Annotated in this window: 11 protein-coding genes; 5 read left to right on the top strand and 6 right to left on the bottom strand. The window is 68.1% G+C overall.

The genetic code is table 11. The annotated features are described in order from the left end of the window. Positions 1–56: 56 nt before the first annotated feature. Positions 57–1232: a hypothetical protein gene (locus FHS31_RS11310; RefSeq protein WP_167073553.1), complete on the bottom strand. Its 1176-nt coding sequence runs from the start codon at positions 1230–1232 to the stop codon at positions 57–59. A 112-nt stretch (positions 1233–1344) separates the two neighbouring features. Here FHS31_RS11310 and FHS31_RS11305 point away from each other — a divergent pair, with 112 nt between their 5' ends. Further along, positions 1345–3555, top strand: coding sequence for a coiled-coil domain-containing protein (locus tag FHS31_RS11305; protein ID WP_167073551.1), 2211 nt, complete (start codon positions 1345–1347; stop codon positions 3553–3555). Positions 3556–3595: 40 nt separating this feature from the next. Here FHS31_RS11305 and FHS31_RS11300 read toward each other — a convergent pair whose 3' ends face one another. The 3 genes from FHS31_RS11300 to gltX form a co-directional block, all read right to left on the bottom strand. Further along, positions 3596–3880, bottom strand: coding sequence for a DUF1467 family protein (locus tag FHS31_RS11300; protein WP_167073549.1), 285 nt, complete (start codon positions 3878–3880; stop codon positions 3596–3598). A gap of 123 nt (positions 3881–4003) precedes the next feature. After that, a complete protein-coding gene (locus FHS31_RS11295) occupies positions 4004–5287 on the bottom strand; it encodes a citrate synthase (RefSeq protein WP_208408679.1) in 1284 nt (427 codons plus the stop codon). An 11-nt stretch (positions 5288–5298) separates the two neighbouring features. Next, positions 5299–6723 (bottom strand): glutamate--tRNA ligase, encoded by a 1425-nt coding sequence (gene gltX, locus FHS31_RS11290; RefSeq protein ID WP_341786346.1) that lies wholly within the window; start codon positions 6721–6723, stop codon positions 5299–5301. 44 nt (positions 6724–6767) lie between these two features. Between gltX and FHS31_RS11285 the strand changes: the two genes are divergently transcribed. Genes FHS31_RS11285 through FHS31_RS11275 form a run of 3 tightly spaced genes read left to right on the top strand, consistent with a single transcriptional unit; the run spans position 6768 to position 10877 of the window. After that, entirely contained in the window at positions 6768–8933 is a 2166-nt protein-coding gene (locus FHS31_RS11285; protein ID WP_341786345.1) for a ComEC/Rec2 family competence protein, read from the top strand. A 31-nt stretch (positions 8934–8964) separates the two neighbouring features. Continuing rightward, complete coding sequence (locus FHS31_RS11280; protein ID WP_167073547.1) at positions 8965–9960, top strand: threonine aldolase family protein; 996 nt, start codon at positions 8965–8967, stop codon at positions 9958–9960. After that, a complete protein-coding gene (locus FHS31_RS11275) occupies positions 9957–10877 on the top strand; it encodes an EamA family transporter (protein ID WP_167073545.1) in 921 nt (306 codons plus the stop codon). The genes FHS31_RS11280 and FHS31_RS11275 overlap by 4 nt, the downstream gene beginning before the upstream one ends. On the opposite strand, the gene FHS31_RS11270 is transcribed toward FHS31_RS11275, so the two are convergent. Next, a complete protein-coding gene (locus FHS31_RS11270) occupies positions 10787–11596 on the bottom strand; it encodes a Rossmann-fold NAD(P)-binding domain-containing protein (protein ID WP_341786344.1) in 810 nt (269 codons plus the stop codon). The genes FHS31_RS11275 and FHS31_RS11270 overlap by 91 nt on opposite strands. An 11-nt stretch (positions 11597–11607) precedes the next feature. Further along, positions 11608–11802 carry a hypothetical protein gene (locus tag FHS31_RS11265; RefSeq protein ID WP_167073543.1) on the bottom strand — a complete coding sequence of 65 codons (195 nt, stop codon included), beginning with the start codon at positions 11800–11802 and terminating at the stop codon, positions 11608–11610. A gap of 150 nt (positions 11803–11952) precedes the next feature. Between FHS31_RS11265 and hemB the strand changes: the two genes are divergently transcribed. Continuing rightward, on the top strand, positions 11953–12948 hold the full coding sequence (gene hemB, locus FHS31_RS11260) for a porphobilinogen synthase (protein ID WP_167073541.1): 996 nt from the start codon (positions 11953–11955) through the stop codon (positions 12946–12948). The last annotated feature ends 100 nt before the right edge of the window (positions 12949–13048 follow it).

Genomic DNA, 13048 nt, shown 5'->3' with positions numbered 1-13048 from the left:
TTGCGAGCCCGCTCCACCATCCTGCGGATGGTCCCCCTCCCCGTGCCGGGGAGGATTTACCGCATCAGCCGCCAGCCGCGCCTGAGCTGAAACGCCAATGTCGCCGCGGCGTAACCGCACAACCCCGCCAGCCCGGCTTTCCATCCACCAACCACGGCAACTGGCAGCAGTGTCCAGGGCAATTCATCCCCCCGCGCCAGCCACGCCGGCTCGCCGACACCGCCACCCCAAGCGTTGGCGCGGCGTTGAAGCGCGGTCAGCATCATCTCTAGCGGCAGCAGCGCACCGAGCAGCAGCCAGCCCCATTGTCCTGTGTCGCGCATCAGGCCGAGCCCCAGACCCAGGCTCGCCAGCACCAGCCCGGCATCGCCGGCGCGCGCGATGATCTGCGCGTGCGGCAAGGCGCGCGCCTGTACCGCCGAGAGCCGCCGTCCGATCAGCCGCAGCAGCGCGGCCGCCAGCAGCGGCACCAGCATTCCCCAGCGCAGCCCCGCCACCGCCGCCAATCCGCCCCCCAGCGCCAGCAGCGCCGCCAGTGCGCCCGGCCACAAGGGCTCGATCGATCGCGGGAACAGCAGCGGCAAGCTCCACTCGACCAGCGGCGCCTCGATCCAGCGTGCCGCCCAGCCTTCATGCGCCTCGCGCGTGCCGCGGATGATTCCCGCCTCGGCGGCTGCCGCGCTGCCCGCGTCCATGGCGAGAAGTGGCGGTGCGTCCAGCATCAGCCGGCCCGCGCCTTCTTGAACCGCGCGGCGGAGCAAGGTCGAAACCGGATCCCATTCGCCGAGCATCGATGCCGCTTCGATCACGCGCGAACCGTCGATCAGCGCGACCCCCGCCCAGCGCGCCTGCGCATCGATCCGCTCCCAATCCTGATGTTCGGGCGCATCCGGCAAGGTGGCGATGGTCGGCACGGCGGCGGCGGCCAGACGATCGAGCAGGGCGCGATCGGGCAGGCAGCCCTCGGCCACCAACAGCACGCGCGGTGAGGCTGCCAGCCGATCGGCAGCGTCGGCCAGCGTGCGGACGGCATCGATCGCGATATGATCGGCGCGCAGCCGCCCGAGCGGGGCGGCCAGCGTCACCGGCCACTCGCCGGTCAGCAGCACGAGGCGCTCGACGCCCGCCGCCACCAGCCGGCGCACCTGATGCTCCAGCAGCGTGACGCCCGCCACCGGCTGCAGCGCGGGCGTCTCCACGCCCTCGGCGGCGGCAAGCAAAGCTGTCAGCATCTCAAATCCCGCACCGCGCCACTGTAAGGCGCTCCGCGCGCGCCTGCAAAGCACTCGCTTCCGGCGATCAAGATGATACAGTCCGGCGATGGGCAGAGGGGCACGGAACACGGTGGAGCCGGAAGAACTGGAGCAGGGGACGGTACAGGACGCCGCGCCCGAGCCGATGGTCGCGCCGGAAAGCTATGCTGTAGAGGTCTATGAGGCACCGCGCCGCAACTGGACGGTGCCCATCCTGCTCGCCCTGCTCGGCCTGATCGCGCTCGGCTGGATCATCGCGTTGACGCTTTCGATCGCCGACGTTGCGCCTGCCGCCGGCCTGCCGCCGCTCAAGATCGCCGCCTGGGTCGGGCTGGGATCGGGGCCGCTGGCGCTGCTCGCGGTGTTCGCGCTGCTGCTCCGCACCGGGCGCTTCGCCACCAACGGTTATGCCCGCGCCGCCGCCGAGCTGCGCACCGAATCGCAGCGCATCGTCGCGCTGCTTGGGGCTCTCGACAGCCGTATCGGCCAGGCACGCAGCAACCTCTCCGATCATGCTTTGGCCTTGGCCGGCGTCGGCGAGGAAGCGGGCGCGCGGCTCGGCACGGCGAGCGATTTGCTCGCGTTGCGCTCCGCCGATCTGTCGCGCGTCGCCGCCAGCCTCGATGATGCCACCGCCGCCGCGCGCACCGATCTCGGCGTGCTGCTCGCCGATCTGCCGCAGGCCGAGGAGCGCGCCGATCGGCTGAGCCAATCCCTCCGTAGCGTCGGCGCCTCGACGCTGGAGTCGAGCGCGCTGCTGGAAGAACAGCTTACCCGCGCCGCGCACGCCGCGCAGGCCGCCGATCAGGGCAGCGCGATGGCCGCGCGCCGCCTCGCCGCCGAACTCGATCGGCTGGAGGTGAGCGCAGGCCTCGTCGATCGCCGCATCGCCGAGGCGACGGGGAAGCTGGAAGGCGCCAGCAACAGCGCGCTCGATGGCGCTGCCGACACGCTGGATCAGGTCCGCCGCGCGATCGAGGAGCAGCGCGAGGCCTTGTCCTCGATGGCGGCGCAGGGCCGCGCGATCGCCGATCAGGCGGGCGATTCGATCACGCGCGGTCTCGATCTCCGGCTGGGCGAACTCGGCCGCCAGCTCGCCGCGCAGGGCGAGCAGAGCCGGGCGCTCCTCCAGCAGCTCGAGGCCGCGATCGGCTCGGTCGAAGCGCGTTTCGCGGCGTTCGGCGATGCTGGCGCCGAACAGACCGCCGATCTTGCCGAGGCGCTGGCCGCGCTCTCCGATCACACCGATCGGCTGGCGCAGACGCTTGGCCAGGGCAACACCCAAGCCGAAACCCTCGTCCAGCGCGCCGGCGCCTTCCGTAGCCATATCGAGGCGAGCGCGGGCCAGCTCAATGAGGCGATCCCGCAGGCACTCGCCCGGCTTCGTCTCCATGCCGAACAGGGTCTGCGGGGGATCGCCGAGGCCGAACCGCGCGCCGAAAAGCTGGCCGCCGATATCGATCGCGCCAATGCCGGCCTCAGCGATGCCGGGGCCTCGCTCGCCCGGCACGATCAGGCGGCGCAAGCGATCGGCAACCATGTCGCGGCGCTGGAGGCGATGCTGGCGCAGATCGATGGGCATATCGCGGCGCTGGCCGGCGAGAGTTCGGGGCGGCTGGCCGATGCGCTGGGCGCGGTGCGCGCAGCGGCGGCGGAAGCGGCCGATCAGGCGCGTGCGGCGATTGGGGACGTCATTCCGCAATCGGCCGATGCCCTCGCGGTGGCTGGCGCGTCGGCAATGCGCAGCGCACTGGCGGGCGTCGGGCGTGAGGAGATCGCGCAGGTCGGCCTGGTCACCGCCAAGGCGATCGAGGCGGCGCGCGCGGGTAGCGAACAGCTCACCCGCCAATTGATGACGATCGCCGAAACGACGCAGGCGATCGAGGCGCGGCTGACCGAACAGCAAAGCGCGCTGACCGCGCAGGACGAGGGCAATTTCGCGCGCCAGATCGGCCTGCTGATCGAAGCGCTCAATTCCACCGCGATCGATGTCGCCAAGGTGCTTTCCAACGAGCCAACCGACGGCGATTGGGCGGCCTATCTCAAGGGCGATCGCGGCATCTTCACACGCCGCGCGGTCAAATTGCTCGATGCATCCGAGGCCAAGGCGGTGGCAGCGCGCTATGGCGAGGATGGCGAGTTCCGCGAGCAGGTCAACCGCTACATCCACGATTTCGAGGCGATGCTCCGCCGCGTGCTGGGCGTGCGGGAGGGCGGTGCGATGGGCGTGGCCTTGCTCTCGTCCGACGCGGGCAAGCTCTACGTGGCGCTGGCGCAGGCGATCGAGCGGCTGCGGCGGTGATCGTCATTCCCGCGCAGGCGGGGATGACGGATAACAAGCCTTAGCTGCCATTCCCCTCGATCACGTGCGCCGGCACGAAATCGAACGTTTCCACCGGCACCCATTGATAGACGTAATTGCCGTAATAGAGCCCGAACAGGATGGCCGCGACGATCGTCGTCCAGCCGCACGTCCGCCCGAAGCTGAAGCGCCCCTGTGCGCCCGGCATCTCACCGTGCACCGCCGCGTCCACGCTATCCCTGCGCTGGAGGCGGAAGGGGAGGACGAGGAAGAAGCTCAACGCCCAGAACAGGAAGAAGATGGCGATGATCGAGGTGAGGCGCATGGGCGGGCCTAAAAAAACGGAATCCGTTCGCCCTGAGCCTGTCGAAGGGCCGTCCTTCTTTCCGATGCAGGAAGAGAAAGACGGTGCTTCGACAGGCTCAGCACGAACGGGTTGTCGGTGTCGTTACCGCTGGTCCACCGTGACATAATCGCGCTGCGTCGGCCCCGTGTAGAGCTGGCGCGGGCGGCCGATCTTCTGGGCGGGATCGGTGATCATCTCGTTCCACTGCGCGATCCAGCCGACGGTACGGGCAAGCGCGAACAGCACGGTGAACATGCTGGTCGGAAAACCGATCGCCGAGAGGATCACGCCCGAATAGAAATCGACATTCGGGTAGAGCTTCTTGTCGATGAAATATTGATCGCTGAGCGCGATCCGCTCCAGCTCCCGCGCCGTATCTAGGACCGGATCGCTGATCCCGAGCTTGTCGAGCACCTCGGTCGCCGCCTTGGAGAGCACCTTCGCGCGCGGATCGAAATTCTTATAGACGCGGTGGCCGAAGCCCATCAGCCGGAACGGATCGTCCTTGTTCTTGGCGCGCGCGATATATTCCGGGATCTTGTCGGGCGTGCCGATCTCGCGGAGCATGTTGAGCGCCGCCTCGTTGGCGCCGCCGTGCGCCGGGCCCCATAGGCAGGCGATGCCCGCCGCGATGCAGGCGAAAGGATTGGCGCCCGATGATCCCGCGAGGCGGACGGTCGAGGTCGAGGCGTTCTGCTCGTGATCGGCATGGAGGATGAAGATCTTGTCCATCGCCGATTCGATGATCGGATCGACGACATAATCCTCGGCGGGCACCGAGAAGGTCATGTTGAGGAAATTGCCCGCGTAGGAGAGATCGTTCTTCGGGAAGACGAACGGCTGGCCGACCGAATATTTGTAGGCCATCGCCGCCAGCGTCGGGATCTTGGCGATCAGGCGGTGGCTGGCGATCCGACGCTGTTCGGGATCGGCGATGTCGGTCGAATCATGGTAGAAGGCCGAAAGCGCGCCGACCACGCCGCACATGATCGCCATCGGGTGCGCATCGCGGCGGAAACCGCGGAAGAAGGTCGCCAGCTGCTCATGCACCATCGTGTGGCGGCTGATGGTATAGGTGAACTTGTCGAGCTCAGCCTTGGAGGGCAGCTCACCGTTCAGCAGGAGGTAGGAAACCTCCATGAACGAGCTTTTCTCGGCGAGTTGATCGATCGGATAGCCGCGGTGAAGCAGGATGCCCGCATCGCCATCGATATAGGTGATCTTCGATTCGCAGCTCGCGGTGGAGGTGAAGCCGGGATCGTAGGTGAAGCAATCGGTATCGGCGTACAGCTTGCGGATATCGATGACTTCGGGCCCCGTGGAACCCGAAAGCACCGGATATTCGAAGCTCTTGTCGCCGACGCTGACCGTGCTCTTACCGCCCATTATTGTCTCCATCACGTATCTGAACGATCGGCCTGATCGCCCAGCCGTGCCAGGCTCTCCTCACGACCGAGGAGGGTCAGCACATCGAAAATGCCTGGTGAGGTGGTGCGTCCGGTGAGCGCGGCGCGCAGCGGCTGCGCCAGCTTGCCAAGACCCAACCCCTGTTCTTCCGCCACCTGGCGGACCGCGGCTTCGAGCGCGTCCGCGCTCCAGTCGTTGACCGCCGCGAGAGCGGCCCGGGCACGCGCCAGAATGCGGCGCGCATCGCCCTCTAGCAGCTTGCCGGCGGCTTCGTCCATGATGATAGGGCGGGTGCGGAAAAGGAAGCCCGCGCTATCCGCCAACTCGTTGATATTCTTGGCGCGAACCTTGAGGCTTGGCATGGCGCGTTGCAGCAATCCGGCCTGTTCACCCGAGTCGGCAAGGCCCAATTTTTGCGCCACCAGCAGGGCGAGCCGGGCATCGTCCGCCTCGCGCAGATAATGGCCGTTGAGATTCTCGAGCTTCTTGAGATCGAAGCGGCTGGCTGAGCGGCCGACGCCGGCGAGCGTGAACACCTCGGTCGCGCGTTCGCGGCTGATGATCTCCTCATCGCCATGCCCCCAGCCGAGGCGCAGTAGATAGTTGGAGACGGCCTCAGGCAGCAGGCCGAGCTCATCCCGATAGGCATCGACGCCGAGCGCGCCGTGGCGCTTGGAAAGCTTGGCGCCGTCCGCGCCGTGGATCAGGGGAATGTGCGCATAGACGGGTTCGGGCCAAGCCATCGCGGTGATAATGCCGAGCTGGCGGAAGGCGTTGTTGAGGTGATCGTCGCCGCGGATGACATGGGTGACGCCCATGTCATGATCGTCGACCACCACGGCCAGCATATAGGTTGGCGTGCCGTCAGACCGCAGCAGCACCATATCGTCCAGGATGGCATTCTGGACGGTTACCGTCCCCTGCACACGATCCTCGATCACGGTCTCGCCTGCCAGCGGCGCCTTGAGGCGGACGACGAAGGGCTGGTCCAGCGGGCCATCGGTGCGGTCGCGCCACGGGCTCTGCACCTTATAGGGGCGCTTGGCGGCCTGGGCGGCTTCGCGCTGCGCGCTGAGCTCCTCAGGCGTCATCCAGCAGCGGTAGGCGGCGCCTTTGTCAAGCAGAGCCTGCGCGACCTCGGCATGGCGCGCGGCGCGGGCGAATTGATAGACCTCGTCGCCATCCCAATCGAGGCCGAGCCAGCGCATCCCGTCGAGGATCGCCGCGATCGCGGCATCGGTGGAGCGCGCGCGATCGGTATCCTCGATCCGCAGCAGGAACCGGCCGCCATGGTGGCGCGCGAACAGCCAGTTGAACAGCGCGGTGCGCGCGCCGCCGATGTGCAGATAGCCCGTGGGGGAGGGCGCGAAACGGGTCACCACCGCGGGGCCGGTGGCTTCGATACTTGCGCTCACGCGAGGTCTCTCACAAGCTCGTGGCCGTGATGCCGGCACGAAGGGTGGCGCCCCCTAGCATAGCGTTTCGCTGGCCTCAAACGGCCTGGGGCCGACCGCGCCTGCCGAAGATCGGCATCGCGATCGAACGCTGGCTGGAGGCGGAGCGCGACCAGCTGCCTTTGTGGCTGCCGGTGGCACTGAGCGCGGGCATCGCGGCGTGGTTCGGATTGCCCGAGGCGGGAGCTTGGGCGCGCTTCCTGTGGGTGAGCGGCGTGATCGGCGTGCTGGCCTTCGCGCTCGGGCGGCGCGGGCGGCTGGGGCAGGCGATCGGCTGGTTCGCGCTGGCGGCGTGCGCGGGTTGCGCCTTGGCCTGGGCGCGGAGCAACCATGTTGCCGCACCGATCCTCCAGCGCGCGCAGGTCGTCCAGGTGACGGGCACGATCCTGCTGGTCGAGCGCCTGCCCGCGCGCGAATCGATCCGGCTGACGCTGGCGCCCGATCCGGCGGCGGCCCTGCCGCCCAAAGTCCGCGTCAGCCTCGATCAGGATGCCGAGCCCAAGGGATTGGCGGCGGGCGCCAAGGTCTCGCTCAAGGCGCGGCTGGTGCCGCCGCCGACCGCCGCCGTGCCCGGCGCCTATGATTATGCGCGCGTCGCCTGGTTTCAGGGCATTGGCGCCACGGGCAAGGCGCTCGGTCCGGTCGCGGTGACTGCGCCTGCCGCGCCCGGTGGCGGCTTTCAGCGCTGGCTGGATGGCAAGCGCGGCGTGCTGACGCGCCATATCGAAAGCGAAATCCCCGGCAATGCGGGCGGCGTCGCGGCGGCGTTCGTCACCGGCGATGTCGGTGGGATCGATCTGCAGGCGTCGGACGATTTCCGCCGCTCGGGCCTCGCGCACCTGCTCTCGATCAGCGGGCTGCATGTGGCGGCGGCGATCGCGGCGGCGATGCTGATCACGCAGCGGCTGCTGGCGCTAAGCCAGAGGCTCGCGCTGCACGCACCGCTCACGCTGATCTCGGCGGGGGCGGGCGCTCTGGCGGGCATCGCCTACACCTTGCTCTCGGGGGCGGAGGTGCCGACGGTGCGTTCGTGCGTCGCCTCGCTGCTGGTGCTGGGCGGCATCGCGCTCGGGCGCGAGGCGATGACACTGCGGCTGGTGGCAACCGGTGCGCTGATCGTGCTGCTGTTCCGGCCCGAGGCTTTGATCGGCCCGAGCTTCCAGCTGAGCTTCGCCGCGGTCACCGCGATCGTCGCGCTCTACGAGCATCCCGGCGTGCGTGCGTTGGTCCTCAAGCGCGACGAAGCCTGGCCGCGCAAGCTCGTCCGCGAACTGCTCTCGCTGCTCGGCACCGGCCTGCTGGTCGAGGCGGCGCTGGCACCGATCGCGCTCTACCATTTCCACCGTGAGGGCCTGTACGGCGCGTTCGCCAATATCATAGCGATCCCGCTTTCCACCTTCGTCATCATGCCCGCCGAGGCGCTAGCCTTGCTGTTCGACGTGATCGGCTTGGGCGGCCCGATCTGGTGGGCTGCGGGGCTCTCCGTCCGTTTCCTGCTGTGGATCGCGCATGTCACTGCGACTTTGCCCGGCGCGGTGCGGGCCTTGCCCTCGATGCCGCTCGGCGCTTTCCTGCTGATGACGGCGGGCGGGCTCTGGCTCGCTTTGTGGCGGACGCGCTGGCGGCGGCTGGGCTTCCTGCCGCTCGCGGTCGGCACGATCTGGGCGCTTGCGACTCCCGCGCCCGATCTGCTCGTTACAGGCGATGGCAAGCATGTCGCGGTGCGCGATGGCGGCACGCTTTATCTGCTTCGCCCGCGCGCCGGCGATTATGTCCGCGATTTCCTGGGCTGGGGCGCGGGCGTGCAGGGCACCGCGCTCGATCTCGATGCGCTGCCCACCGCGCGGTGCAGTGACGATTCCTGCGTCGCGGCGCTCGGCGACAAGCATTTGCTCGCGACGCGCAGCTCCTACCGCACCGATCGCGACGCCCTGCTCGAGGCCTGCGGCTGGGCCGATGTCGCGGTCAGCGACCGCCGCCTGCCGTGGAGCTGCAAGCCGCGCTGGCTCAAGCTCGATACCGCCTCGCTCGGGCAGACGGGCGGGATGGCGATTTGGCTGGGCCGACACCGCATCGAGACCGTCAACGGGGACGATCGGCACCCCTGGGTGCAGCGGCAGGCGCCAGCGGCGGATCGCTGGCCGCACCGATGGCGCCGCCGCTCTGGTTGACTTGGGGCATGGCGACCGACAATCGGCGGATATGCGCTTCTTTTCCGATAACGCCGCCCCCGTTCACCCCGCGGTTTTCGCCGCGATGGCCAAGGCGGATGTGGTCGATACCGCTTATGACGGCGATGCGCTGAGCAAGGGCCTCGACGCGCGATTATCCGCTCTGTTCGGGCGCGAGGTTGCGGCGTTGTGGGTGCCGACGGGCACGGCGGCAAATGCGCTGGCGCTGGCGGCGCTGTGCCCGCCCTTTGGCGGCGTGATCTGCCACCGCGACGCGCATATCCAGAACGACGAATGCGGCGCGCCCGAATTTTACACCCACGGCGCCAAGTTGATGCCTGCCGAGGGTGCGGGCGCGAAGCTGACGCCGGAGAGCGTAGCGGCGGTGGCCGATGCGATTGCCAATGATGTTCACCGCGTCCAGCCGCGCGCGCTCTCGATCACCAACGCCACCGAATATGGCTGCGTCTACACGCCCGCCGAGGTCGCGGCGCTGGGCGCGCTCGCCAAGGCGCGGGGCTGGGGCTTTCATATGGATGGCGCGCGCTTCGCTAACGCGATCGTCCACCTCGGCTGCACACCCGCCGAATTGGTGCCGCACGTCGATGTGCTCAGCTTCGGCTTCGTCAAGAATGGCGGCCTGTCGGCCGAGGCGCTGATCTTTTTCGATCTCGCGCTGGCCGAGGACACCAAACGCCGCCGCAAGCGAGCCGGGCACCTGCTCTCCAAGGGCCGCTATCTGGCCGCGCAACTCCACGCGATGCTGGACGGCGATCTCTGGCTGGACACCGCCCGCGCCGCCAATGCGCGCGCCGCGACATTGGCGGAAGCGGCGGGCGACCGGCTGCTCCACCCCGTGCAGGCCAATGAACTGTTCCTGCGCTCGACGCCCGCCGAGGCCGCCGCGCTACGCGCGCGGGGCTTCGATTTCTACGATTGGGCCGATGGCGAGATCCGCCTCGTCACGCATTGGGCGAGCCCGGAGGATGAGGTGGCGGCGCTCGCCGCCGCCATCACCGCCTTGTGAGCTTCGTCCCCCCGCTCAGCGATGCGGCGAAAGGCCGCGTCGCGCTTCCGTTCGCGATCGTCACCTTGCTGTGGGGATCGACCTGGCTGGTCATCAGGGGCCAGCTCGGTGAGGTGCCGGTCAGCTGGTCGGTGTGCTACCGCTTCCTGACCGCCGCGATCACGATGTTTATCGTCGCGCTGTTCACGCGTACCAGCCTGCGGCTCACCCTGCGCCAGCATGGGCTGCTCACGGTGATGGGCATCTGCATTTTCTGCCTCAACTTCAATTTCGTCTATCGGGCGGAGGCGCACGTTACCTCCGGGATCGTCGCGGTCGTGTTCGCGCTTCTGCTGGTCTACAATGCGCTGCTCGGCCGTCTCTTCCTCGGTCAGCCTCTGTCGCGGCCTTTCCTGGCGGGATCGGCGGTGGCGATGGCCGGGATCGGGCTGTTGTTCGAGCATGAGCTGCGCGCGTCGCCGCACTCGCCGCACGAGACCGCGCTGGGTGTCGGCTTCGTGCTGCTGGCGCTGCTGTTCGCGTCGATTTCCAACGTCATGCAATCGACCGAGCGGATGCGCGCGATTCCGATGCCGGCGATGCTGGCGTGGGGAATGACATGGGGGGCGCTGGCCAACGCCCTGGTCGCCTATGCCACCTTCGGGCCGCCGCGCATCCTGCTCACGCCGATCTACCTCGGCGGCGTCCTATATCTCGGCGTGCTGGCTTCGGCGCTAGCGTTCACGCTCTATTTCAACATGATACGGCTGATCGGCCCGGCGCGCGGCGGCTATGTCAACGTGCTGACGCCGGTGCTGGCGATGGTGCTTTCAACCATCTTTGAACATTATCGCTGGTCGGTAGAGGCCGTGTTGGGAGGGGTGCTGGTGATCGCCGGGCTGGTGGTGGCGATGAGGGCGCGCAGCCCCGCGCGATAATCGGGATAGCGCGGCCGCCAGCCGAGCAGCCGCTTGGCTTTGACGTTGGCGATGCGGCGGTTCTCGGCATAGAAAGCCCGTGCTGCGGGAGAAAGCGCGGCCTCTTGCAGGCCCTGCAGCGGCGGTAGCGGCCTGCCGAGCAGCGCGCAGCCAAGTTCCACCAGCGCATTCTGCGGCGCGGGCGCATCGTCGCCGAGGTTGAAGGTCGCATGGGATCCGGCACGCGCTGCCAGCTGCACCGCGCTGACGATATCCTCGACGTGAATACGGCTGAACACCTGGCCAGGGAGATCGATGCGGTGCGCCGCGCCTGCCGCGATCCGGTCGAGGATCGATCGGCCGGGGCCATAGATACCCGGCAGGCGGAAGACGCAGGCGCCTATCGCGTTCCACGCCGCGTCCGCCGCGTTGCGCGGGGACCGTCGGCCCTGAACAGGCGCGCTTTCGTCTACCCAGGCGCCGCCGCAATCGCCATAGACGCCGGTGGAGGAAAGATAGCCTTTCCACGCCGAAGCCTCTGCCAGTGCAGGGCCGTAAAGATTGAGAATCGGATCGCCCGCCTCGCCGGGCGGAACGGTGGAGAGGATGTGTGTCGCCGCGCCGATCAGCGCGCTGGCATCCTCATTGCGCCCGATCGTGGTGACCGCGGCGCCATCGGTCGCGAAGGCGGCGGCGATTCGCGTGCCGGTATAGCCGGGCCCGAACAGCAGCAGGCGCACCGGCAGGGGCGTCAGGCGATGCCCGCCGCTTTCATCCCGATATAACCCAGCAACAGCACCGCCGTCGCCGCCGAGAACGACAGCAGCCCCCAGGCGAAGATGGTGAGGATCGGCGGATTAGCGACCGCCTCCCTCTTGTTGCGCGTGGCGCTGGAAAGGACGAAGCTGGCCATCATACCATAGAAGAGCGCGGCGAACTGAAGCATAGGATCCCCCCGGATCGTCGGTTGCCTAGTGAACGCCCGGGTATCCCGGAACATGGCTGACGATGCGTTAATGCTGCGCCGCAATCAAGCCCTCGCCGCCTTCCTCATCGGGCGGTTCACCGCAGGCGATCGAACCGCTACAGAGCAGGGATGAGCCACGCATCCTATCCCGCGCTCCGCCTCCGCCGCACGCGCTCCGCGCCATGGAGCCGGGCGATGGTCGCCGAACATGTCATAACCCCCGCCAACCTGATCTGGCCCCTGTTCATTGCCGAAGGGAAGGGGGTCGAGGAGCCGATCGCCGCGCTGCCCGGCGTGTCGCGCTGGTCGGTTGATGGCATCGCCGCGCGGGCCAGGGAAGCGGCGGCGCTGGGCATCCCCTGCATCGCGCTCTTCCCCAATACGCCATCGCATCTGCGCTCGGAACGCGGCGAAGAGGCGCTCAATCCGGATAATCTGATGTGCCGCGCGATTGCGGCGGTCCGCGATGCGGTGCCGGAGATCGGCATCCTCACCGATGTCGCGCTCGATCCGTACACCGCGCACGGCCATGACGGCATCGTCGATGATCAAGGCCGCGTGCGCAATGACGAGACGCTGGCGGTGCTGGTCGAACAGGCGCTGGTCCAGGCGCGCGCGGGCAGCAGCATCATCGCACCCTCGGACATGATGGACGGGCGCGTCGGCGCGATTCGTGCGCGCCTGGAGGGCGAAGGGTTCCACGACGTCCAGATCATGGCTTACGCCGCCAAATATGCCTCGGCCTTCTACGGCCCGTTCCGCGATGCGGTGAGCACGCGCGGCCTGCTGAAGGGCGACAAGCGCGGCTATCAGATGGACCCCGCGAACAGCGAGGAGGCGCTGCGCGAAGTCGCGATGGACCTCGCCGAGGGCGCGGACACGGTGATGGTCAAGCCCGGCCTGCCCTATCTCGACATCATCCGCCGCGTGAAGGAGCGGTTCGAGGTGCCGGTGTTCGCTTATGCCGTGTCGGGAGAATATGCGATGATCGAGGCGGCGGTCGCGGCGGGCGCCGCCGATCGCGATGCGATGGTGCTGGAAACGCTGATGGCATTCCGCCGCGCGGGCTGTTCGGGTGTGCTGACCTACCATGCGCTGCATGCGGCGCGGCTGATGGAGGGTTAGGTCGCCCTTCTCCGTTTGCCCTGAGCCTGTCGAAGGGCTGTTCTTCTTGATCGAACGATAAATAGAACGATGCTTCGACAAGCTCAGCACGAACGGTGTT

Origin of the sequence: Sphingomonas vulcanisoli (assembly GCF_011761305.1) — a bacterium.
GTDB classification, from domain to species: domain Bacteria; phylum Pseudomonadota; class Alphaproteobacteria; order Sphingomonadales; family Sphingomonadaceae; genus Sphingomonas_I; species Sphingomonas_I vulcanisoli.
This window is presented reverse-complemented; position numbering and strand designations above follow the sequence as displayed.